This window comes from Streptomyces sp. A2-16 (genome assembly GCF_018128905.1).
GTDB lineage: Bacteria > Actinomycetota > Actinomycetes > Streptomycetales > Streptomycetaceae > Streptomyces.
This window is the reverse complement of record NZ_CP063808.1, coordinates 1,431,847-1,455,161: the sequence shown is the minus strand read 5'-3', so window position 1 is coordinate 1,455,161 and position 23,315 is coordinate 1,431,847. Positions and strand designations below refer to the sequence as shown.

At 72.0% G+C, this 23,315-nt stretch carries 19 protein-coding genes; 6 read left to right on the top strand and 13 right to left on the bottom strand.

What is annotated here, in order from left to right; all coding sequences use genetic code 11:
* Window positions 1-33: 33 nt before the first annotated feature.
* Window positions 34-1,581, top strand: a complete 1,548-nt coding sequence (locus IOD14_RS06765) for an alpha/beta hydrolase (protein WP_123991514.1) — start codon at window positions 34-36, stop codon at window positions 1,579-1,581.
* 53 nt (window positions 1,582-1,634) lie between these two features.
* Here IOD14_RS06765 and moeZ read toward each other — a convergent pair whose 3' ends face one another.
* From moeZ to IOD14_RS06710, 12 genes are all read right to left on the bottom strand, one after another.
* The gene (moeZ, locus tag IOD14_RS06760) at window positions 1,635-2,813 is read right to left on the bottom strand and encodes an adenylyltransferase/sulfurtransferase MoeZ (RefSeq protein ID WP_020136728.1); all 1,179 of its coding nucleotides are present in this window, start codon (window positions 2,811-2,813) and stop codon (window positions 1,635-1,637) included.
* Between the two features lie 63 nt (window positions 2,814-2,876).
* Entirely contained in the window at window positions 2,877-3,626 is a 750-nt protein-coding gene (locus IOD14_RS06755; protein ID WP_212669872.1) for a spherulation-specific family 4 protein, read from the bottom strand.
* Window positions 3,614-4,573, bottom strand: a complete 960-nt coding sequence (locus IOD14_RS06750; RefSeq protein WP_123991512.1) for an NAD-dependent epimerase/dehydratase family protein — start codon at window positions 4,571-4,573, stop codon at window positions 3,614-3,616. Before IOD14_RS06750 ends, IOD14_RS06755 begins: the two co-directional genes overlap by 13 nt.
* A 351-nt stretch (window positions 4,574-4,924) precedes the next feature.
* Entirely contained in the window at window positions 4,925-6,052 is a 1,128-nt protein-coding gene (locus IOD14_RS06745; RefSeq protein WP_249126251.1) for a hypothetical protein, read from the bottom strand.
* A 512-nt stretch (window positions 6,053-6,564) separates the two neighbouring features.
* Window positions 6,565-8,271, bottom strand: coding sequence for a DUF3492 domain-containing protein (locus tag IOD14_RS06740; protein ID WP_212669871.1), 1,707 nt, complete (start codon window positions 8,269-8,271; stop codon window positions 6,565-6,567).
* Between the two features lie 190 nt (window positions 8,272-8,461).
* A complete protein-coding gene (locus tag IOD14_RS06735) occupies window positions 8,462-10,054 on the bottom strand; it encodes an ABC transporter ATP-binding protein (protein WP_212669870.1) in 1,593 nt (530 codons plus the stop codon).
* On the bottom strand, window positions 10,051-11,049 hold the full coding sequence (locus tag IOD14_RS06730; RefSeq protein WP_212669869.1) for an ABC transporter permease: 999 nt from the start codon (window positions 11,047-11,049) through the stop codon (window positions 10,051-10,053). Before IOD14_RS06730 ends, IOD14_RS06735 begins: the two co-directional genes overlap by 4 nt.
* A complete protein-coding gene (locus IOD14_RS06725; RefSeq protein WP_212669868.1) occupies window positions 11,046-12,164 on the bottom strand; it encodes an ABC transporter permease in 1,119 nt (372 codons plus the stop codon). Before IOD14_RS06725 ends, IOD14_RS06730 begins: the two co-directional genes overlap by 4 nt.
* Before the next feature lie 4 nt (window positions 12,165-12,168).
* On the bottom strand, window positions 12,169-13,887 hold the full coding sequence (locus IOD14_RS06720; RefSeq protein ID WP_212669867.1) for an ABC transporter substrate-binding protein: 1,719 nt from the start codon (window positions 13,885-13,887) through the stop codon (window positions 12,169-12,171).
* Window positions 13,888-14,052: 165 nt separating this feature from the next.
* Window positions 14,053-14,148: an Ms4533A family Cys-rich leader peptide gene (locus IOD14_RS44860; protein WP_348540880.1), complete on the bottom strand. Its 96-nt coding sequence runs from the start codon at window positions 14,146-14,148 to the stop codon at window positions 14,053-14,055.
* 57 nt (window positions 14,149-14,205) lie between these two features.
* Entirely contained in the window at window positions 14,206-15,870 is a 1,665-nt protein-coding gene (locus IOD14_RS06715) for a DUF3152 domain-containing protein (protein WP_249125857.1), read from the bottom strand.
* 8 nt (window positions 15,871-15,878) lie between these two features.
* A complete protein-coding gene (locus IOD14_RS06710; protein WP_123991505.1) occupies window positions 15,879-17,009 on the bottom strand; it encodes an alpha/beta hydrolase in 1,131 nt (376 codons plus the stop codon).
* A gap of 200 nt (window positions 17,010-17,209) precedes the next feature.
* On the opposite strand from IOD14_RS06710, the gene IOD14_RS06705 reads away from it, so the two are divergent.
* The 4 genes from IOD14_RS06705 (at window position 17,210) to IOD14_RS06690 (ending at window position 19,224) form a co-directional block, all read left to right on the top strand.
* Entirely contained in the window at window positions 17,210-17,446 is a 237-nt protein-coding gene (locus tag IOD14_RS06705) for a hypothetical protein (RefSeq protein WP_212669865.1), read from the top strand.
* Window positions 17,447-17,726: 280 nt separating this feature from the next.
* A complete protein-coding gene (locus IOD14_RS06700; protein WP_123991503.1) occupies window positions 17,727-18,368 on the top strand; it encodes a TetR/AcrR family transcriptional regulator in 642 nt (213 codons plus the stop codon).
* 176 nt (window positions 18,369-18,544) lie between these two features.
* Entirely contained in the window at window positions 18,545-18,772 is a 228-nt protein-coding gene (locus IOD14_RS06695) for a DUF3107 domain-containing protein (RefSeq protein ID WP_123991502.1), read from the top strand.
* A 185-nt stretch (window positions 18,773-18,957) separates the two neighbouring features.
* Window positions 18,958-19,224, top strand: coding sequence for a hypothetical protein (locus tag IOD14_RS06690; protein WP_174269328.1), 267 nt, complete (start codon window positions 18,958-18,960; stop codon window positions 19,222-19,224).
* A 161-nt stretch (window positions 19,225-19,385) separates the two neighbouring features.
* Here IOD14_RS06690 and IOD14_RS06685 read toward each other — a convergent pair whose 3' ends face one another.
* On the bottom strand, window positions 19,386-20,153 hold the full coding sequence (locus tag IOD14_RS06685; protein WP_123991500.1) for a ferritin-like fold-containing protein: 768 nt from the start codon (window positions 20,151-20,153) through the stop codon (window positions 19,386-19,388).
* Window positions 20,154-20,639: 486 nt separating this feature from the next.
* On the opposite strand from IOD14_RS06685, the gene IOD14_RS06680 reads away from it, so the two are divergent.
* Window positions 20,640-23,153, top strand: a complete 2,514-nt coding sequence (locus tag IOD14_RS06680) for a DEAD/DEAH box helicase (RefSeq protein WP_212669864.1) — start codon at window positions 20,640-20,642, stop codon at window positions 23,151-23,153.
* Window positions 23,154-23,315 lie beyond the last annotated feature (162 nt).

The window sequence follows — 23,315 nt, the reverse complement described above, 5'->3', positions numbered from 1 at the left end:
ACTCGGCGCGGACGGCTTGGGAGGGGGACGGGAATGGGGCGTTTCGTACGGTGGGCGGCCGCGACCGCCGCGGCCGCGCTGCTGGCGGCCGGCTGCAGCGGCGGCACGTCCGGCGGCGGTGAGGGGGAGCAGCGGTCGGGCAGCGCAAGACCCACCACGACCGGCGCGAAGGCACTGCCCGCCGCGCTGACCTCGCAGAAGCTCGACTGGGAGCGCTGCAAGGCCACCGCGAACGCCTCCGCACCCGGCAGGGACTGGCAGTGCGCGACGCTGAAGGTGCCGCTCGACTGGTCGAAGCCGGACGGCGGGACGATCGACCTCGCACTGATCCGCTCCAAGGCCCGAGGCGGCGACCGCATCGGCTCGCTCCTGTTCAACTTCGGCGGGCCCGGCGCCTCGGGTGTCACCGGAATGCCCGGGTACGCCGCCACCGTCTCGCTGCTGCGCGAGCGGTACGACCTGGTGAGCTGGGACCCGCGCGGGGTCGGCGCGAGCGAGGGCGTCCGTTGCCGCAGCGACAAGGAGACCCAGGCCGCCGAGGCGGTGGACCCCACGCCGGACACCCCGGCCGAGGAGCGGGCGTACCTCCGGGACGCCACCGACTTCGCCCGGGGCTGCGCGAAGGACATGGGCGACCTGTTGGCCCATGTCTCGACCACCGACACCGCGCGGGACATGGACCTGATGCGCCACATCCTCGGCGACGACAGGCTCCACTACTTCGGCATCTCGTACGGCACCGAACTAGGCGGCGTCTACGCCCACCTGTTCCCGAAGAACGTGGGGCGGCTGGTGCTCGACGCGGTCGTGGACCCCGGTGCCGACACGGTGGATCACCGCAAGAACCAGGCCCGCGGCTTCCAGCGCGCGCTCGACAACTACCTCGAGTCCACTGGCCAGGACCCCGGACAGGGCACCCGGAGGATCGCGGACCTGCTGGACCGGATCGACAAGGACCCGCTGGACACCTACTCCGGGCGGAAGCTGACCCAGGTCCTCGCGTTCACCGGCATCGTCTGGCCGTTGTACCGCCAGGACAGCTGGCCCTCGCTGACCAGCGCTCTCGACACGGCCGAGCAGGGGGACGGCTCCGAACTGCTGGCACTGGCCGACGGCTACAACGAGCGCGACTCCTCGGGGCGTTACGGCATGCTCCCGCAGTCGCAACGGGTCATATCGTGCTTGGACGACAAGCAGCGGCCGACGCTCGCGCAGGCGAAGCGGCTGCTGCCGGAGTTCGAGAGGATCTCCCCCGTGTTCGGCCCCTTCCTCGGCTGGGACGCGGCCGGCTGGTGCCACGACTGGCCGGTGCCCGGGCAGTACGAGACGCCGGAGGTGAGCGCGTCCGGTGCGGCACCGGTGCTGGTGATCGGCAACACGGGCGACCCGGCGACACCGTACGAGGGCGCACGGAGGATGGCGGACGAGCTGGGCAAGGGGGTCGGCGTGGAGCTCACCTGGAAGGGCGAGGGACACGGGGCGTACGGCAACGGCAGCGACTGTGTGGACGGCACGGTGAACGCGTACCTGCTCAAGGGCACGGTGCCGAGGGACGGGACGGTCTGCGCCCGGGCGCAGTGACGGAAAGGGGCCCGGCACACGCGGTGCCGAGCCCCTGCCGGGAAGGTGCGGGTCTAGTAGACCGGCTTGTCGGGCTCGATCTGGTTGACCCAGCCGATCACCCCGCCGCCGACGTGCACGGCGTCGGAGAAGCCCGCGGACTTCAGGACCGCGAGGACTTCCGCACTGCGGACACCCGTCTTGCAGTGCAGGACGATCTTCTTGTCCTGCGGAAGGCTCTCCAGGGCGGTACCCATGAGGAACTCGTTCTTGGGGATCAGCTTGGCGCCCGGGATGGAGACGATCTCGTACTCGTTGATCTCGCGGACGTCGATGATCTCGATGTTCTCGCCGTCGTCGATCCACTCCTTGAGCTGCTTGGGAGTGATCGTCGAGCCGGCGGCCGCCTCCTGGGCCTCCTCGGACACGACGCCGCAGAAGGCCTCGTAGTCGATGAGCTCGGTGACGGTCGGGTTCTCGCCGCAGACCGCGCAGTTCGGGTCCTTGCGGACCTTGACCTGGCGGTACTGCATCTCCAGGGCGTCGTAGATCATCAGGCGGCCGACGAGGGGCTCGCCGGTGCCGGTGAGGACCTTGATGGCCTCGGTGACCTGGATGGAGCCGATGGACGCGCAGAGCACACCCAGGACGCCGCCCTCGGCGCAGGAGGGAACCATGCCGGGGGGCGGGGGCTCCGGGTACAGGCAGCGGTAGCAGGGCCCGTGCTCGGACCAGAAGACGGAGGCCTGGCCGTCGAAGCGGTAGATGGAGCCCCAGACGTACGGCTTGTTCAGCAGCACGCAGGCGTCGTTGACCAGGTAGCGGGTCGCGAAGTTGTCGGTGCCGTCGACGATCAGGTCGTACTGGCTGAAGATGTCCATCACGTTGTCGGCCTCGAGCCGCTCCTCGTGAAGGATCACGTTCACGTACGGGTTGATGCCGAGGACGGAGTCGCGCGCGGACTCGGCCTTGGAGCGGCCGATGTCGGCCTGGCTGTGGATGATCTGGCGCTGCAGGTTCGACTCGTCGACCTCGTCGAACTCCACGATGCCGAGCGTGCCGACGCCCGCCGCGGCCAGGTACATCAGCGCCGGCGAGCCCAGGCCGCCGGCGCCCACACAGAGCACCTTGGCGTTCTTCAGCCGCTTCTGCCCGTCCATCCCGACATCGGGGATGATCAGGTGGCGGGAGTACCTGCGGACCTCGTCTACGGTGAGCTCGGCAGCGGGCTCGACCAGGGGTGGCAGCGACACGGGGACTCCGTTGGTCGGGAAATCACTACGGTTGTTCTCTCCGTAACACTGCCATGGGCTTCTTCATTCCGAGACACCCGTTCCGATCCGCGAGACGATTTCGTCCCAGTAGCCGGGCATGGTCTCCCAGGGGTCGACGCGGCCGCCGCGGTCCGTGCGGTCGGTGAACCAGATCGTCGAGGCGCCCTGCCAGCGCGCGATCCGCAGGGCCTCCTCGAGGTGCGGGCCGGGCACTCCGTGCACGAGGTGGCAGAAGCGGTCGGGCGGGTAGTCGGCGGTCCACTCGGCCACCTGCGACCAGCGGTAGTCGCTCCAAGGACCGGAGAAGGTCACCAACTGGTCGGCGTTCTCGGCGTAGCCGGGGTGGGGGTGGGTGCCGTGGCCGAGGACGATGTGGGCATCGTCACGAACCGCGCGGAGCGCGGTGACGGTGCGGCGGACCCCGGGGAGGGTGTCGCGTTCGGTCGGGCAGCGGTCCAGGAGGAAGCCGTCGACCCGGTACCAGTCGAGGTAGCGGTGGGCCTCGGAGACGATCTCGCCGTGGGCGCGGGCCCCGCGGATCGCGTCGAGGCGGCCGAGGACGCGGACGCCCGTATTGCGCAGCCGGCCGGCCGCTTCGAGGCAGTGCGGGTCGGGGCGGGCGCCCGGGCCGTCGGCGACGTCGAGCACGGCCCAGTGCAGCGGGGTGCCCGGGCGGGCCAGTTCGGCCCATTCGGCGGGGGCGACCAGGGGGTGGGCGAAGCCGGGGACGCCGAGTCCGGTGCGCAGTTCGGTGCTCGACGCGCTTGTCTTCGTGCTGGTCAGATGCGGCATGCCGCCTCCATCCAGATGTCGGCGAGGGACTCTTCGAGGTTGATGCGGGGGCGCCAGCCGAGCCGGTCGCGCGCGGTGCGGACATCGGCCTGCTGCCAACTCCCGCAGCCGTCGGGGTACGGGTACGCGACCGGTGCCGCGTGGTCGGGCTCGGAGCGGGGGTGGCCGATGGACGCCCTCAGCGGGCCCTGGGGGCCGTCGAGTTCGTGGAGGGCGCCGCCGTATCCGGCGACCCGGGCCAGGACGGCGGCGGCGTCGCGGAGGCGGACGGCACGGCCGGAGCCGATGTTGATGACTCCCTGCGCGGCGGAGAGCGAGGCCGCGTGGACGGCCCGGGCCACGTCGCGGACGTCGACGAAGTCGCGCTGGGCGCCGAGGCCGCCGAGCTTCAGCTCGCCGTCGCCGGACTGCATGGCCCGGCGCATGGCCTCGGCGAGACGGCCCAACGGGGAGCCGGCAGGGGTGCCCGGGCCTGCCGGTGAGAAGACGCGCAGGACGACCGCGTCCAGTCCGGAGCCCAGGACGAGTTCGGTGGCGGCGAGTTTGCTGACGCCGTACGGTCCGCCGGGGCGCGGGACGGCGTCCTCGGCCGTGGAGGAACCGGGCTGGCTGGGACCGTACTCGGCGCCGCAGCCGATCTGCACCAGACGGGCCCCGCAGCCGCTGCGCCGCAGGGCTTCGCAGACGGTGGCGACGGCGACCGTGTTGTGGCGGGTGAGTTCGCGTGCGCCGCCGCGGGTGGCGCCCGCGCAGTTGACGACGACACCCGGGTGGACCGCGTCGAGGAAGCGGGTGAGGGCGCCGGGGCTGCCGGACGCGAGGTCGAAGCGGACGTCGGCGTCGTCACCGCGGCCGAGGGCGGTGAGCTGGACGGCGGGGTCGGCGAGCAGACGGTCGGCGACGAAGCGGCCGAGGTAGCCGTTGGCTCCGATCAGCAGGACTCTCATCGGGCTGCTCCCGGGGCCTTGGGGGCGGGTCGGGAGGTGGTCATTGCGGGTTCTCCTTCGGGAGGGACTTGCGAGGTGCCTCCGGCGGTGGGGCCGGGAGCGTGCTGCGGTATCTGCGAGGTCGGCGGGGCGGGCTCGCCCAGGGGCGGGTGGAACGTGACGCCCGCCGCGGCCGGGTGATCGCGCCAACGGCGCTCGGACGGCCGGCCCCGCGGCGGGTGGAGGGTCACGCCCCGGCGGCCCTGAGGCTGCGCCCCAGGCGGTCCGGGGGCTCCGTCACGGAGCGTGGGCGGTTGCCGTCCACGGCGGGCGGGCCCGGCCCCTACGGCGGATGCGTGGCTCGGGGGCGGGTCAGCACGGGGCCTCCGTCCGGGCGTGGGCCGACGCCCTCGTCAGCTTGCGGGCGCCGTGGATGAGCAGGGCCAGGGCGCCGAGCCCGCAGGACAGGGTCTGGATGCCGCCCGGGCCCCAGAGGTCCACGAGGGCATCCACCGGTGCGGCCAGGAAGCCGCACCCCGGCAGGCGGGAGGCGAACGCCGAGGCCAGGGCCGTCCCCTGGGCTGCCGTGGCCGCGGTGAGGACCACCGAGGGGGCGTGGGTGAAGCCGTGGACGGTGAGGAGACGGGCGAGGTAGAGGAGGGCGCCGAGGGCGATGACCTGGGGGCGGGCGGCGAGCTCGCCCAGGGCGGCGCCGGACAGGGCCGCGAGGGCGGTCAGGGCACACAGGTACAGGGCGAAGGTGCCCAGGAGCAGGGGTCGTACGGAGGCCGCGAAGTCCTCCAGACCCCGGCTGACGGCCAGTTTGCGGCGGGCGCGGGCCGCGAAGAGGTGGGCGGACCAGGCCGCCGGGACACAGGACAGGGTCAGGGCGAGCACGGGGGCCGTGGTCATGGGCCAGGGAGCGTCGGCGGCGCCGGTGGGCAGGGCGTCGGGGCCGCCGGTCACCGCCGCCGCGAGCAGGCCGTCGCCGAGGGCGGCGTAGGCGAGGAGCCAGTACGTCCAGGCGGAGGAGCCGGTGGTGGGGCCGCGGTCAGCGGTGCCGAGAGGGCCGCGGGACAGCGCCGTACGCATGGCCAGGGACACGGCGAGGAAGCCCACCAGGGCGGCGACCAGGCGGGACTGGCCCTCGGTGAGGCGGATGCCGACCACCGTGGCCGCGCAGAGGGCGCCGGGGAGGAGGGTGAGCAGGGCCCAGTCGGCGCGGGCCCGGGGTGTCCGCTCCGTGGCGGGAGGCGGGGGTGTCTCGCCGTCCCTCGGGACGCGGGCGTACATCTCCTCGGCGAGGGAGAAGACGTCCCGGTGCCGGAAGCGGACGGCGGTGCGGTCGGTGACGCCGTGGGCCTCCAGACCCGCGGCGATCTCCAGGGGGTCGACGGCCCGTTCGCACAGCTCGCGGTGACGGTGCATCAGGGCTTTCACCGGGTCGGCGGTGGAACGGCGGGCGGGGCCGGGGGTGGAGGGCTTGAGGCCGGTGGAGATCTCGGGGGCGCGGGGGGCGGGCGCCGAGGGGGTGTGGGGGTCCACGTCCTCGGAAACCTGGGCTGCATTCGCACGGGCATCTCGGGAGACCTCGGCCGTACGCGCACTGGCGTCTGGGGAAAGCTCCGCCGCACTCGCACCGGCATCTCGGGAAGCACCGGCCGCACTCGCACCGGCATCTCCGGAAGCCTCGGGGACGGCTGCGTCCGCCTCTCCCGTGCCCTCACCGTGGGACAGCTCCGGCTCGGTGAGCGCGTCGGCGTCGCCCGGCGCACCCCCGTCGGCCTCTCCGGACTCATCGGAGCCCTCTACGCCATCCGCGCTCTCTTCGCTCCCCGAACTCCCCACACCCCCGGTACCCACCCCGCCGCCACCACCCTCGGCCCCGCGCTCGCGCATCCCCCGTCCGTCCCCTGCGCCCGCGCCCGTCCCCTCCGTCAGCCACTCCTCCGACTCCGGGTCCCACGCGCCGGGGCTGCCCGGGGTGCCGGGGCGGTCGAGTCCCACGTCGCTCATCCGGTCGCTCCTTCCGTGGCGGCGAAGGGCGGTGTCGCGCTGACGGGCGGGCCCGCCGCCCAGCCGAGGCCGCCGCGGGCCACCACGCGGGTGCTGGACTCGGTCCAGCGGCCGGGTACATGGGCCTCGGCGGGGGCGGCGAAGGGCAGGGGCTCGCCGGTGCCGTCCAGGACGACCCGGCGGACCGGGGTCCGCGAGACGATGTCGAGGTAAATGCCGTGAAATGCCGTGATGTTCTGTTCCACGGTGAACAGTTCGAGCGCGCGGGCGCGTGCGGCGGCACCCAGGCGCTCACGGCGCTCGGTGTCGCGCAGCAACGTCACGCACGCCTCCGCGAGCGCCTTGGGGTTGCGCGGCGGAACGACGAGCCCCGTGCCTCCGATGACCTCGACGACCGCGCCGACGTCGGTGGACACGGTGGCCCGGCCGCAGAACATGGCTTCGACGAGGCCGATCGGGAAGCCCTCGACGACGCTGGACAGGACGGTGACCGCACCCGAGGCGTACGCGTCGGCGAGCGTCGGTACCTCGGGTCCGCCGATCTCCTCGAAGGAGACGGGGTTGTCGCCGACGGCGTGCAGACCCTCCGCCTCGTCCGGGAAGAGCTGCGCGGCCAGCGCCTTGCAGTGCCCCAGATAGGCCGCGCCCTCGGGGCCGGTGGGCGCGCCGACGACTCGCAGGCGCGTCTTGGGCTCCTCCTTGCGGATCTCCGCGAAGGCGTGGAGCAGCGAGATGAGGTCCTTGGCGGGTTCGACACGGCCGACCCAGACCAGCGTGTCGGGATCGGCGCACTCGGCGGACTCGCCCACCTCCGTGAAGCGGGCGGCGTCCATGCCGGGGTAGACCGTGCGGATCTTCTCGCGGTCGGCGCCGCAGCGCTCCTGCCAGCGGCGGGCGTGGGTGTTGCCGGGCGTGACGACGGCGGCCCGCCGATACGTCTCGGTGGCCAGCCGGCCGTGGAAGGCGGCGAGCAGGGTCCGTACGGCGGGCGGGGCCTCGGTGTCGGCCAGGTAGTGCGTGCGCAGCCGTACGCCGTACTCGGTCACCAGCAGCGGGACACCGGCGAAGTGGTGCGCGAGGAGCCCGGGCAGTGCGGCAGGACCGCCGGAGGCCGCGTGGCACAGGTCGACCGCGCCGAGGCCGTCGTCCTCGTACCAGTCGAGCGACAGGGGGCGCAGGGCGCGCTCGAGGTGTCCCGCCACGGCGAGCAGATCCGGTACCCGCGCCGCACGCGCCGTTTGCCGGGCGCCGGGCGCGCGACAGGCGCGCTCCAGGGCGCGTACGGCGGCCTCGGAGCGGAGCGCTCCCACCAGCCCGCCCTCGTCGCGGGCGAGTTCGGCGAGTCCGTACAGGGCGGTGGCGAAACGGTCCGCCTCAGCGGCCGACGACTCCCCCGAGGCGTCGCCGACTCCTCCCTCGCACAGCGCCGAGGCCAATTCGCCGTAGGACTCGGCGAAGCGACGGCGCGCGCGCCGCCCGTACACGACCCCGTCGTCCTCCGCGGTCCACAGGGGGGCCGTGATCACCCTGCCGACCTGCGGCGGCAGCTGGACCCAGCCCTCGTCCTCCTGGCGCTCGCTGCGGCTGAGCGCGTAGATGTCGAACTCGTGCTGCTCGAGCCCGCGCACGAGCCGGTCGCACCAGAGCCTGGCGTCACCGCTCACATACGGATAGCCACCCTCCGTAAGCAGTCCTATGCGCACGAGTGCACCCCCGATCTCCCGTATGAGGAGCCACCGTTGGCCCGGCGGCTCGCAGCGGGACGAACGTATGCGGACAAGGCGGTGGCGCGATGGACGGTTGTCCATCGCGCCACCAAAAGGGGTGAACGCTCGTAACTTTCCGGTGCGGGTCGCGTTCGGTCGCGCTAAGAGATCATTCGGATACGGAACGTCAGGTCACGGCCACTTCCCGGCGCTCCGCCCTGCGCCGGGCCGCGATATGCGGATCGAGCGCCGGTACGGCGGCCAGGAGCTGCTTGGTGTACGGGTCCTGAGGGTTCTCGTACACCTCGTCGGCGGGCCCGGACTCGACGATCCGGCCGCGGCGCATCACGGCGACGCGGTCGCTGACCTGGCGTACGACGGCGAGGTCGTGCGCGACGAAGACCAGCGCGAGTCCGAGTTCCCGCTGCAGTTCGCCGAGCAGGGCGACCACCTGGGCCTGGGTGGTGACGTCGAGCGCGGAGACCGGCTCGTCGCAGACGATGACGCGCGGGTCGGCCGCGAGCGCCCGGGCGATGCCCACGCGCTGGCGCTGGCCGCCGCTGAACTCGTGCGGGTAACGGTCGTAGTGCGCCCCCTCGAGCTCCACGCGCTCCAGGAGTGCCTGCACGCGCCCCCTGATCCGCTTCTCGTCCCTCTCGCCCCGGGCGCGGAGCGGGTCCGCGATCGACTCGCCCACGCTGCGGCGCGGGTTGAGGGAGGAGACGGGGTCCTGGAAGACCATCTGCACGGCCGGGTTCGGGCCCACGCGCGCGTGGCCGTCGTGGCGGACCTGACCCGCGGTCGGCTCCAGCAGCCCGACCAGCATCCGTCCCAGCGTCGTCTTGCCGCTGCCGCTCTCGCCGACGACACCGAGGGTCTCGCCGCGGTGGACGGTCAGCGAGACGTCGTCGACGGCCGCGAAGGCCTTCTTGCCGCGCCCGAACTCGCGCCGCAGGCCCGTCGCTTCGAGTACCGCCTGGCCGGAGGCCCGGGAGGGTGCACGGGGCGCGTCCACGCGCGGGACCGCGTCGAGCAGTTCGCGCGTGTACGGCTGTGTCGGCGCCCCGAGCACGTCGGCGACCGGTCCGTGCTCGACGGCCTTCCCGTGCCTCATGACGAGCACGTCGTCGACGCTCTCGGCGGCGACTCCGACGTCGTGCGTGACGAGCAGCAGGCCCATGCCGGTCTCCTGGCGCAGGGTGTGCAGCAGGTCGAGGATCTGGGCCTGGACGGTCACGTCGAGCGCGGTGGTCGGCTCGTCGGCGATCAGCAGGTCGGGTTCGCAGGCGAGCGCCATCGCGATGAGGGCGCGCTGCCGCATGCCGCCGCTGAACTCGTGGGGACGGGACCGGGAGCGCCGTACCGGGTCCGGGATTCCGACCCGGCCGAGCACCTCCACCGCACGCGCGCGTGCGTTCCGTCGCGACACACGCGTGTGCACGCGATACACCTCGGCGATCTGGTCGCCGATCGCGTAGTAGGGGTCCAGGGACGACAGCGGGTCCTGGAAGACCATCGCGGCCTTCGCGCCCCGCAGCCGCCGCAGTTCCTCGTCCGAGGCCCGTTGTACGTCCGCTCCGGCGACCTCGACCGAGCCGCTCACGCGCGCGCCCGTGCCGCGGTGCAGCCCGAGCAGGGCCGAGGCGACGGTGGACTTGCCGGAGCCGGACTCGCCGACGAGGGCGAGGGCGGCGCCCTGCTCCAGGCGGAAGGAGAGGCCGTCGACGGCGCGCAGGTCGCCGAACTCGACGGTCAGGTCGGTGACGTGGACGAGACTCATGCGAGCACCACCCGTCGGTCGGCCACCGCGTACAGGACGTCCGCGACGGCGTTGGCGAGCACCACGAAGAAGCCGATGACCAGGACCATGCCGACGACGACCGGAAGGTCGACGACGGTGACGGCGTGGACCAGCTCCTGACCGATGCCGGGCAGGCCGAACAGCGACTCGATGAGGACAGCCCCGCCCACCGCGCTGCCGAAGTCGTTGGCGTTCAGGGCGATGATCGGTGCCAGGGCGCCGCGCAGGGCGTGCCGGCCGACGATCGACCGCTCGCCGACGCCATAGGCCCGGAAGGTGCGGATGTGGTCCTCGGCGAGCGTCTCGAGCATCGAGGCCCGGGTCAGCCGGGCGAAGTAGGCCGCCTCGCCGAGGGCGAGCGTCACCCAGGGCAGCAGCAGGCCCCACATCCACTGCTCGGGGTCGTCGGAGAAGGGGACGTACTCGGGGAAGGGCAGCAGTTCCAGCTGTCCGCAGACCACGATCATCAGGACGAGGCCGATGACGAACACGGGCGTGGCGACGCCGGCGAGGGTGATGCCGGTCAGCGCGCGCTCGGTGAACCGGCCGCGCCGCCAGGCGGAGAGCACGCCGGTGCCGACGCCCAGCAGCAGCCAGAGCACCATGCCGCCGATCACCAGGGACAGGCTGACGGGCAGCTTGTTCAGGATGATCTGCGTGACCTGCTGGTCGCTCTGGTACGACAGCCCGAGGCAGGGCGCCGAGCAGTGCTCGACGGAGGTGCCGGTGGAGTAGTCGTGGCCCACGACGATGCCCTGGAGGAAATGCCAGTAGCGCAGGTGGAGCGGGTCGTCGAGCCGGAGTTGCTGGGCGACCTGGTGGACCTGTTCCGGCGAGCAGCGCGGGCCGCAGGTGATCTGGGCGACGTTGCCGGGGGTGGCGTAGAAGACGACGTAGATGATGACCGAGAGCGCGAGCAGGGTGAGGACGGCGCTCACGATCCGGCGTACGGCGAAGCCCGCGAAGCCGCTCATGACGTGGCCTCCTTGCCCGTCTCGGTCCCGCCGGCCCTGGACTCGCCGGCCTCGCCGGCCCAGGGCTCGCCCGCCTTGGACTCGCCCGCCTTGGGCTCGCCCGCCTTGGACTCGCCCGCCTTGGACTCGCCCGCCTTGGACTCCTGCCTGCGGCCGGTGCCGACGCGCAGGCGGGAGGCCGCGCGCGGGTCGAGGGCGGTGCGGACGCCGTCGCCGAGGACGGTGAGGGCGAGCACGGTCGCGAAGAGCGCGGCCGCGGGCAGCAGCAGGTACTGCGGGGCCGCCTGGTACCAGACGTCGGCCGAGGAGAGCATCTGTCCCCAGGACGGGGTGGGCGGCTTCACGCCGACGCCGAGGAAGGACAGGGACGCCTCGATGCTGATGTTCGCCGGGACCATCAGCGCCGCGTAGGTGATGACGGGCGCGGCGAGGCCGGGCAGCAGTTCGCGGCGGGCGATCCGCCAGATGCCCCAGCCGCTGAGCCGGGCGGCGGACACGTAGTCGAGTTCCTTGAGGGTGAGGGTCTGGGCGCGCGCGATCTTGCCGATGGTGCCCCAGGCGACGAAGCCGATGATGAGCGCCACCAGGATCGGCCTCGGGAAGTTCTCGGGCACGATCGCGAGCAGGGCCAACGCCATGATCATCAACGGCATCGCCACGATGATGTCGGTGATCCGGCTCAACAGTTGATCAACCCATCGGTTGCCGAGCGCGGCGGCGACACCCACGACGACACCGAGGAGGACCTGTACGGCGGTGGCGCCCAGCGCGACGCCGAGGGAGACCCGGGCGCCGTACACCAGGCGGGCGAACAGGTCGCGTCCGGTCTGCGGTTCGACGCCGAGCCAGTGGTCCCCGCTGATGCCGCCGAACGAGCCGATGGGCACTCCGCCGCGCGCGGAGTCGACCAGGGAGGGGTGGTAGGTGGTCGGGTCCTGGCCCTCCAGCGCGGTGAGCAGCGGCGCGGCGAGCGCGACCAGGACGAGCAGCGCGACCACGGCGGCCGCGACCATGGCGGCGCGCTGCGCCCGCAGCCGCCGCCAGAACTGACGGGCCCCCGAGGTCCCCGAGGCGGCTGCCTCGGGGACCTCGGTGGCGACAAGTGCCTCGCTCATCGGGTTACTTGACCGCGACCTGCGAGATGTCCAGGACACCGGTCCAGTCGCTGATCACGACGTTCCTGATGTCCTTGCCGACCAGTCGCTTGTAGACCGGGTGGAACAGCGGCACGGTCAGCGCCTGCTCGCCGATCTTCTTGTCCAGTGCGCCCCACCTCTTGGCGGCAGCGTCGAGATCGGTCAACTTGTTGATCGCGTCAATCTCGGCATTGACCGACTTGTCGTTGAGCAGGCCCGAGTTGAAGTTCGCGCCGTCCTTGACGATCTGCCGGCCGTCGAAGATCGGGGCGAGGAAGGGACCGCCGGAGGGCCAGTCGGCACCCCACGCGGAGAGGAAGAAGCCCGGCTCGGTCTTCACGCTGTGGATGGTGTCGGAGTAGTTGTTGTCCTCAAGACCCTGGAGCTTGACCGTGATGCCGGCCTTCTTGAGCGCGTCCTGGATCGCGGTCGCGATCTCGGGGCTGGTCTTGAAGTTCTGGGCGTTGTCGTGGGTCAGCGTGACGGTCAGCCCGTTCGGGTAACCGGCCTCCTTCAGCAGCTCCTTGGCCTTGGCCGCGTTGCCGGTCGCACCCGCCGGGAAGTGGTCGTAGGCCTCGTAGCCGAAGGACTTCTGGTTCGGCAGGAAGGTGGTGGCGGGCTCGGCCAGCGCGGAACCGCCCGCCGCGTTCACCACGGAGGAACGGTCGACGGCGTAGGAGATGGCCTGCCGCACCTTGACGTTGTCGAACGGCTTGACCGTCGGGTTGAACGCTATGTAGTTCGTGTAGCCGAAGTGCCCGGTGCCGACGCGGGACGCGAGTTCCTTGTCGCCGGTCACCTTGGCGAGCTCGGCCGGGCCGAGGTTGGTGTCGGTGGTGACCGCGGCCGCGTCCGCCCCCTGGGACGCCGAGAGCCGCTGGTTGATCACCGAGGAGTCGAGCCCGGACTTGACGTCGATCTTGTCCGGGTACGCCTTGCGCTCGGCGTCCGTCGAGGCGGACCAGTAGGTGTTGCGCTCCAGGAGGAGGGTCTCACCGTCGTTCTCGTTCCTGACGACCTTGTAGGGGCCGGACGAGATCGGGTGCTCCTCGTACTTCGTGCCGGTGTCCTTGGCCTTCGGGACGGGCGTGAACTGCGTCTGCGTGGCGAGGTAGGGGAACTCGCCCTCGGGCTTGTTCAGGTGGAAGACGATGGTCCGGGCATCCGGCGTCTCGATGGCCGTGAGGCCCTTCTTGTCCTTGTACGGCCCCTGGTAGCCGGCCGCGCCGACGAGCCAGTCCCGCAGATAGGGAGCGCCGCCGGACAGCTCGGGCGCGAAGGACCGCTCGATGCCGTACTTGATGTCGGCCGAGGTGATCGCGGTGCCGTCCTCGTACTTGAGGCCCTTCTTCAGGGTGTACGTCCACACGGTCGCGTCCTTGTTGGGGCGCCCGGTGTCGGTGGCGAGGTCGGGGACGACCTTGGTGCCCTCGGCGCCGCTCTCGCGGTTGCGGGTGGTGAGCGTGCGGAAGACCAGGGAAGGCACGTTTCCGCCGCCGGAGGTGTACAGGCGGGCCGGGTCGAAGTCCGACTGCGGGTCGGAGTTCAGGACCGTGAGGGTGCCGCCCTTGTGGGGCGTGGAGTCGCCACCGGAGCTCTTGGCATCGTTGTCCTCAGGGCCGCAGGCGGCGGCGCCCGCTGCCAGAACGAGGCTTACGGAGACCGCGGCCACTCGGCGCGCTGTGAGGGACGGTTGACGCATCGGAGACGACCTCTCGAAATGATGTGTCTCGAATCGCGAGACTGATTGACGAAGGGTGAGACGAAAGTGGACGGACGTCTGCCCCGGCGTCAGGTCGTCGAAAAGCCGTGACCCAGGTCACGGGGAAAAAGCGGATTCGCGACGCGCGCGCCAGAGGGGCGGGCGTCAGCGACAGAGGATGTCGGCCACGCAGAGCGGGGTCACGCCGATGAGCGCCAGCCGAATGGCGGCGCTGTTCTCGACGGCATGACTAGACCACATGCGCAGCAATATGTACGACCGGATCAACCCATGTCAATGTGACCTTTGCGCCACTCGTCAACTGCCCGGATACGGCCAGGGGTTGGCCCGGCACTTGATCCCGTCGTGGTCGAGGAACTTGGTCTGCTGCTGCATCACCGGGGCGAGCTCGCCGTTCTTGTCGCACGTCACATGGGAGTAGCCGAGGCGGTGGCCGACTTCATGGTTGATCAACATTTGCCGGTACGGATGGATCCGATCACCGTATGTGGTTGATCCCTGCGCCCAGCGATACGCATTGATCATCACGCGTTCGGTGGCGGCCGAGTCGCACGAGACGTTGTCCTCGGTGGTGTCGAGCCCGGACTTGGCGCACCAGTCGGCCGTGGTGCCCGGGCTGGCGAGCGTGATCACGAAGTCGGGTTTGCCGGAGTAGACGCGCTCGAAGGTCCGGGCTCCGGCGTGCGCCCAGCTGCGGTCGTCGTTGAGCGTCTTCTGCACGGCCTCGGCGAAGAGTTCGCCGTCGAGTCCGAGGCCCTGCTCCACATCCACGCGGTAGGTGTACTTCTGTCCCTTGCCGGGCGCCTTGTCGACCCCCTGGATCGCGTCGAACTTCCCCGAGCCGTGGAGCTTGGCACTGAGCGGGTACTTCGTGTCCATCTTCTGCTCGTACGTCAGCGGCGCCACGGCGACCGAGGACGAGGGCGACGGCTGCCCGGCCGCGTCGGGGGCGGCGTCCCGCGCGTCCCGGGCCTGGTCGGTCGCGGACTGCGCGCCCTCGGCGGTACCGCGTCCGTCGGTGACCTGCCCGGCCACGACGACGGCGAGCACGGTGACGACCGCGGCGGCCGCGATGCCGGTGAAGGCCCGGCCCTTGCCGCCCTTGCCCGCCGAGGGCCTGCCGGCGGGTGGCTGGCCGTCGGAGTCGGGGCGGCCGTCGGTGTCGGCGTGGACACCGGTGTCGTCGTCGGGCCAGTCGGTGACGGTGGCGCCGTACGGGTCGGACCGATGAGCGGCGGAGAGATGCGCAGCGGCAGGCGCTCCGGCCCCTCTGACGGTCCCGTTCGCGGGAACGGGCCCGCGGGGACCACCGGGGCCGCGAGAGCCGCCGGGCGCGAAGAAGTCGATGTCGTCGTCGAACGCGTCGACGTAGTCCTGTCGCGGCCCCGACCGCGTTCCGGACGGACTCTGCCGCTGCCTCGGAGGAGCGGTGCCCGGCCCGGCGGCGGTGTTGCCGCCCGGCCCCTGACCGCTCAACTCCCCCCAGCCACGCCCGGATTCACGCTGCTCGGGATGCCCACCGCGAACCCGCGGCACGCCCTGGGCGGGCGTCCCGTCGGGAAGCCGGGGGAACCCATGCGCAGGCGTCCCGTCCGGAAGCCGGGGGAACCCATGCGCAGGCGTCCCATCCGGAAGCCGAGGAAACCCATGCGCAGGCGTCCCATCCGGAAGCCGAGGAAACCCATGCGCAGGCGTCCCATCCGGAAGCCGAGGAAAGCCGCGCGCCGGCGCCCCCTCCGGCTGTCTCGGGCCGCCGCCCTGCGCGGGCACCCGGTACCCGACCGTCCCGCCGGCCGGTCCAACCCCCAGCCCCGGACCAACCCCCGGCACCGACCCCGGCGGCCCGTACTCGCGCCCCCGTACTCCCTCGGCGCCCGCCTGGCCCGTGCCGCTCTTGACCGGTGAACTGCCTGTGTCGGGCCCCTTTTTGGGAGCGGGCCCGCGTCGACTGTGGCGTCCCACGCCGCGCCTCAGCTCCCCACGATGGTGGTGTCGGCCCCGTCACCGGAAACCGCTGCGGCGTCTCCCCCTGTGTCCGAGGCTTCCTCACCGGAGGTGCCCGCGGAGCCGTCACGCCCGTCAGAGCGTCCCACGGAAGCGTCGGGTTCTCCCAGGGAACCGCCGGAAGCTCCGTTGTCCGCGGCCAGGGCCCGCGCGTCCGTGGCGAACTCCCTGAACGCCCCCGCCAAGGTCTCCGGGTACTCCATCATCGCCACGTGCCCGGCCTCGGGCAGTGTCAGCAGCCGGGAGTCGCGGAAGGCTCGGGCCGCCTTCTGGGCCATGCGGAAGCCGACGAGCTGGTCGCGACCGCCGTAGACGAGCAGCGTGGGTGCGAGGACGCGCTCGGCCTGGCGCCACAGCGCGTGCTGGCCGCCCAGCGTGTACGCGTTCACCAGTCCGCGCGCGGAGCGCGTCATCGCGTCCCAGAAGTACGGCAGTTGGAGCCGTCGTTCCATCTCCTCGACCGCGTGCCGGAAGCCCTCCGGGGTGACGCGCGCGGGGTCGCCGTAGCACAGGGCCATGACCCCGCGGACGCGCTGCTCGGCCGTCCAGTCCTTGCTGTAGCGGGTGAACAGACCGGCCACGCCGGGCAGCGCCAGCAGCCCGGTGGGCACGGCGGTGCGCTGGACGCGGATCTCGGGGAGGGCCGGCGAGACGAGGGTGAGGGTGCGCACCAGGTCCGGCCGCACCGCTGCGACGCGCGTGGACACCGCGCCGCCGAGGGAGTTGCCGAAGAGGTGGACGGGCCCGCGGCCGGACGCGTCGAGATGGCGGATCACCGCGCGCGCGTGAGCGGTGATCGAGTAGTTGCCGTCGTCCGGCGGCGGGGAGTCGCCGAAGCCCGGCAGGTCGACGGCCTCGCCGTCGAGCTCGCCCTCCAGCTGTTCCATCATCGCCGACCAGTTCTGCGAGGAACCGCCGAGGCCGTGGACGTACAACGCGGGCGGCAGCCCCTCGCGCGCGGGCGGCCTCGAACGCACCGTCAGGGTGATCCCCGGCAGCCTCACCGAACGCAGCCGCTCACCTTCACCGACCCTGACGGGTGCCACTTTCGGAAGGACGGTGGCGGGCGGCACGAAGGGCAGCTCGGTCGAAGACATGCGGCAATGTTACGAGACGATCACGCAGTGGTTCATGTGTTCGCCATCACAAGCATCTGTACGAGGTGTGCGGGCGGCGGGCGGGCGGTGGGGCACGCACATCGATGGCGTCCAGATCGCGTGTCTCCTAGGCTCGTACGCAGGGCACCCGAATGTGGCCCCCTGTGTGCATCAGGGACGTTCTAGGAAGGGAGCCCACCATGACCTACGACCCCACCGACCCCGAAGCCTTCGCCGACCCGGGGGCCTTCGAGGAGGAGGACGACGCCGTCGAGCTCGATGTCGAGGCCCCCGAGGGCGACGCGGCCGAGCAGCACACCGAGGTCGCGCGCGACCGCGACGACCCGCTGACCGGCGTCGACCCCGACCGGGCCAACGAGGCCGACCTCGTGGAACAGGCCCGAGTCGTCTCGATCGACGAGGACGACTATCGGTGACACGGCCATCGGCGACACGGCGATCGGTGACACGGCGATCGGTGACACGAGCGCCGGTGACGCCGGAACGGCGAGAAGCGGTCGGCAATGCACTCATCAGGGCATTCCTGAGCAGGAACAGGGCGGCCACTGCCCACTAGATGCCCGTTTAAAACCTTTGCGTGGCTTTCGTCACCGTCCGGTCCGTGAAATTCTGCGTTCGCACCGCGCACAGCAGGGTTACCGAAAAGTACGATGGCGGCGCGGCGCACACCGCATGTGGACGACATTGGGAGGCGGCGTGACAGCCATCGAGCAGACAGAGGCGGCACGCCCGCGGGGGACGCGCCTGCCGCGCCGTGCCCGACGGAACCAGCTGCTGGGCGCCGCACAGGAAGTCTTCGTGGCACAGGGCTACCACGCGGCCGCCATGGACGACATCGCCGAGCGGGCCGGTGTCAGCAAGCCGGTGCTCTACCAGCACTTCCCGGGCAAGCTCGACCTTTATCTCGCGCTGCTGGACCAGCACTGCGAGTCCCTGATCCAGGCGGTGCGCACCGCGCTCGCGTCGACGAGCGACAACAAGCAGCGCGTACGGGCGACCATGGACGCCTATTTCGCGTACGTCGAGGACGACGGCGGCGCCTTCCGCCTGGTCTTCGAGTCGGACCTGACCAACGAGCCCGCGGTGCGCGAGCGCGTCGACAAGGTCACCGTCGAGTGCGCGGAGGCGATCTCCGAGGTCATCGCGGAGGACACTGGTCTCTCGCGCGCGGAGTCGATGCTGCTCGCGTCCGGCCTCGGCGGTCTCGCCCAGGTGGTGGCCAGGTCCTGGCTGCACAGCGACCGCAGCGTCCCGCGCGACCAGGCGGTCCAGCTGCTGACGTCGCTGGCGTGGCGCGGCATCGCCGGATTCCCGCTGCACGGCACCGATCACCACTGAAAACCGGCAGGATCACGAACGAACGCCCCGCACGCACGCGTGCGGGGCGTTTGTTCCCGTCCGATGTTCGCTGTTGGCGTTCTCGGGCGGAGCGTGTACGTCCCCTCACCGGGCTAATGTGTGCTGGGTACGGCGCGGAAGGTCGCGCACTTCACTGACCGTCGGAGGGACATACCGTGGAGGTCAAGATCGGCGTGCAGCACGCGCCCCGCGAGATCGTTCTGGAGAGCGGTCAGAGCGCCGACGAGGTCGAGCGGGCGGTGGCGGAGGCGCTGGCCGGCAAGTCTCAGCTGCTGAGCCTCGTGGACGAGCACGGCCGCAAGGTCCTCGTCCCGGCCGACCGTCTCGCGTACGTCGAGCTCGGTGAGCCGGCTCCGCGCAAGGTGGGCTTCGGCGCGCTGTAGGCAGACGCATGAAGAGGGGCCCGGCGGCCGGAAGGCGCCGGGCCCCTCTTCGTGTCGCGGGTGAGTTCATCTCCTCCACGTATGGAGCACGGGGAGCACACACAGGAGGATTGCATTCCGCAGGTCACGGGTATGACGGGCTACGACCGTGATGCGCAGTGTGGCCGTGTGGGAGGGACCCCATGATGTTGTTCGAAGCGCTCGGCTCCGCTCTGCTCGGTCTCGTGCTGGCGGGGGTGGCGGCGCACCGCCTCGCCCACCGTCTGCCGGCCCGCTCCCTGGTCCTCGCGACGGGCACCGCGGGAGCCCTGTTCGGCGCCTTCGTGACCCACACCGCGCTGGACCCCGGCAGCATCCTGCTGATCTTCCTGGGCGCCGCGGTGGTCTCGGTGGCGTCCCTGTCCCTGCTCCTGCGCCCGTCGGGAAGACTCCGCCGTTCGGCGACGGCGTGAGAAAGGGCGACGGAAACCCCCCTTAGGGGCGCGAACTTCAGGGGCGCGAACCTCAGGGGCGCGAGGAACTCCAGGGACGCCAGGAACCGCGCGACCGACGCCGGACGGCCCACGGTCGCCCGGCACCCCGACGCCCGACCCCCCGCTCCGACTATCGGGCGCTACGCCGCCAGGCCGAGCGCGGCCATCCGCTTGGTGTGCGCCTCGGTGATCCGGGAGAACATCCGTCCCACCTCGGCGAGGTCGAACCCGTCCGCGACACCCCCGACGAGCATCGTCGACAACGCGTCCCGGTCCGCGACGACCCGCTGCGACTGCGACAGGGCTTCCCCCATCAACCGCCGTGCCCACAGCGCGAGTCGGCCGCCCACGCGCGGATCCGCGTCGATCGCCGCCCGCACCTTCTCTACGGCGAACCCGGCGTGCCCGGTGTCGTCGAGGACGGCCAGCACCAGCTCGCGCGAGTCCGTGTCGAGCCGCGCCGCGACCTCCCGGTAGAAGTCACTGGCGATCGAGTCGCCGACGTACGCCTTGACGAGCCCTTCCAGCCAGTCCGAGGGCGCCGTCTGCCGGTGGAAGCCGTCCAGGGCCGCGACGAACGGCTCCATGGCGAGCGTCGGCTCCTCGCCGATCTCCGTGAGGCGGTCGCGCAGCTTCTCGTAGTGGTGGAACTCTGCGGACGCCATCTTCGCCAGCTCCGCCTTGTCCGCAAGCGTGGGCGCCAGCTTCGCGTCCTCCGCGAGCCGCTCGAAGGCCGCCAGTTCGCCGTACGCGAGCGCGCCGAGCAGGTCGACGACCGCGGCTCGGTACTGCGGGTCGGCGGAGGCCTTCGTCCAGTCCTGGGCGGCGACACCGGTGCGCTCGACGGTGGGTTCGGCAGGGGTCTCGGAGGCGTTGTCGGGCTTGTCAGAGGTCGTCATGAAGCGCACAATAGCCCGCTCTCCGGACGGCGGAAGGCCCTGGTCAATCAGTGTGACGACGACTACGTGACCAAATCGGCCATCGCATGTGCGCGATTCCGGGGTATGGTGGTAATGCGCCTGCTGGTACGACGGCACTTTCCCAGTGCACCGCACCTCGACAGGCCGCACGTATGAGGATGCCCGGTCGGTGGCCCGATCGGCTCCGACCCGACAGCCCTCCTCGCCCGTACGGCACAGTGCGTACGGGGTTCGGAGGGGGACCCTCAGCGGTACGAGCGCTAGAGCGTCGGCAGTGGTCCCGTGCCATTACGGCTCAACCCGTAAGGCAGCCGACGTCCCCAGCACGGTAGACGACCCCCCGCGCTCGCCTCGCACCGCGCACACAGAAGAGGCAGCACCCTGACTACGACTTTCCGCGATCTCGGAATTCTCACCGAGACGGCCGAGGCCCTCGAAGCCGTCGGCATCATCAACCCGTTCCCCATCCAGCAGATGACGCTCCCGGTGGCCCTCTCCGGCTCCGACGTCATCGGCCAGGCCAAGACCGGCACCGGCAAGACGCTGGGCTTCGGCCTTCCGCTCCTCGAGCGCGTCACCGTCCCCGCCGACGTCGAGGCCGGCCGCGCCAAGCCCGAGGCCCTGACCGACGCCCCGCAGGCGCTCGTCGTCGTCCCCACGCGCGAGCTGTGCACCCAGGTCACCAACGACCTGCAGACCGCGGGCAAGGTGCGCAACGTACGCGTCCTCGCCATCTACGGCGGCCGTGCCTACGAGCCCCAGGTCGAGGCCCTCAAGAAGGGCGTCGACGTCGTCGTCGGCACCCCGGGCCGACTGCTGGACCTCGCGGGCCAGAAGAAGCTCAACCTGGGCCACATCAAGGCGCTCGTCCTCGACGAGGCCGACGAGATGCTCGACCTGGGCTTCCTGCCCGACGTCGAGAAGATCATCAACCTGCTGCCGGCCCGCCGCCAGACGATGCTGTTCTCGGCGACCATGCCGGGCGCGGTCATCGGTCTCGCGCGCCGCTACATGTCGCAGCCCACGCACATCAACGCCACCTCGCCCGACGACGCGGGCAGGACGGTCGCGAACACCAAGCAGCACGTGTACCGCGCGCACAACATGGACAAGCCCGAGATGGTCGCGCGCATACTGCAGGCCGACGGCCGGGGACTGGTCATGGTCTTCTGCCGCACCAAGCGCACCGCTGCCGACCTGGCCGACCAGCTCCAGCAGCGCGGCTTCGCCGCCGGCGCGGTCCACGGCGACCTGGGCCAGGGCGCCCGTGAGCAGGCGCTGCGCGCCTTCCGCAACGGCAAGGTGGACGTCCTCGTCTGCACCGACGTCGCCGCCCGTGGTATCGACGTCGAGGGCGTCACGCACGTCATCAACTACCAGTCTCCCGAAGAGGAGAAGACGTACCTGCACCGCATCGGCCGTACCGGTCGCGCGGGTGCCAAGGGCATCGCGATCACCCTCGTCGACTGGGACGACATCCCGCGCTGGCAGCTGATCAACAAGGCGCTGGAGCTCAACTTCAACGATCCGCCGGAGACGTACTCCACCTCCCCGCACTTCTACGAGGAGCTGAACATCCCCGCGGGCACCAAGGGTGTCCTGCCGCGGGCCGAGCGCACGCGCGCCGGGCTCGGGGCGGAGGAGCTGGAGGACCTGGGCGAGACGGGCGGGCGCGGTGCACGCGGTCGCGGTGACCGTGACCGGGGTCGCGGACGTGGTGGCCGGGACGAGTCCCGCTCCGCCGACCGCGAGCGTTCGGACCGTACGCCGCGCCGTCGCCGCCGTACTCGCAGCGGGACCCCGCTGGACGCGACGGCCCCCGCCGAGGCGGTCGCCCCGTCGGAGCCCACCGCGGCCGAGGACACCACCGCGACCCGCACCCCGCGCCGCCGTCGCCGCACCCGCGGCGGGGCGTCCGACGCGGTGCCGGCCACGACGACCACGGCAGCGGCACCGGTGGAGCCGGTCGCCTCCGAGGCCGCGGAGTCCGCCGTCACGACGGCTGAGGGCCCGTCCCTCGACACCGAGACCCCGTCCAAGCCGCGCCGCCGCCGGACCCGCAAGACCGCGGAGACGCCGGCCGTGGTGGAGACGGTGGTCGAGGCCGCGCCGGTCGCGGAGGCCGCACCGGTCGCCGAAACCGCTCCGGAGGCCCCGGCCACGAAGCCGCGCCGCACCCGTAAGACGGCTGCCGCGGCTCCGGCCGCCGCCGAGGCAGCGCTCGACACGGCCGAGGCCACGGAAGCCAAGCCGCGCCGCCGCACCCGCAAGGCCGCCGAACCGGCCGCCACCGCCACCGCCACCGAGATCCCGGTCCAGACGGCCCAGGAACCCGAAGCGGCCGAGGCCACCAAGCCCCGGCGGACCCGCAAGACCGCCGCCGCGAAGGCCGCCGAAGCAGCAGTGGACACCGCGGAAGGCACGGCCACCAAGCCGCGCCGCACCCGCAAGACCACGGCCACCGCCGAGGTCGCCACGGAGACGGCGGTCGACACGGCCGAGGCCACCGAGGCCAAGCCGCGCCGCACCCGCAAGACGGCTGCCGCGGCTCCGGCCGCCGCCGAGGCAGCGCTCGACACGGCCGAGGCCACGGAAGCCAAGCCGCGCCGCCGCACCCGCAAGGCCGCCGAACCGGCCGCCACCGCCACCGCCACCGAGATCCCGGTCCAGACGGCCCAGGAACCCGAAGCGGCCGAGGCCACCAAGCCCCGGCGGACCCGCAAGACCGCCGCCGCGAAGGCCGCCGAAGCAGCAGTGGACACCGCGGAAGGCACGGCCACCAAGCCCCGCCGCACCCGCAAGACCACGGCCACCGCCGAGGTCGCCACGGAGACGGCCGAGGCCGCGCCCCGTCGGCGTACGACCCGCAAGGCCGCCGAGCCCGCGGTGACCGCCGAGATCCCGGCGCAGGCGGACCAGGAGCCGAAGGCGGCCGCACCCCGCCGCCGGACCCGCAAGACGGCCGCCGCGGAGCCCGCGGACAGCTGATTCGACGCCGACGGCCCGGTCCCTGGTGGAGGGACCGGGCCGTCGGCGTTCCCGGAGGCGTCCCACAGCAGCCGACGCCGACGCCCCCACCTAGGGGCGCGGGGAACTGCGCGACGAGCCCTCCACACCCCCGCGGCACCCCCTCCGTCACCCCCCCCCGCC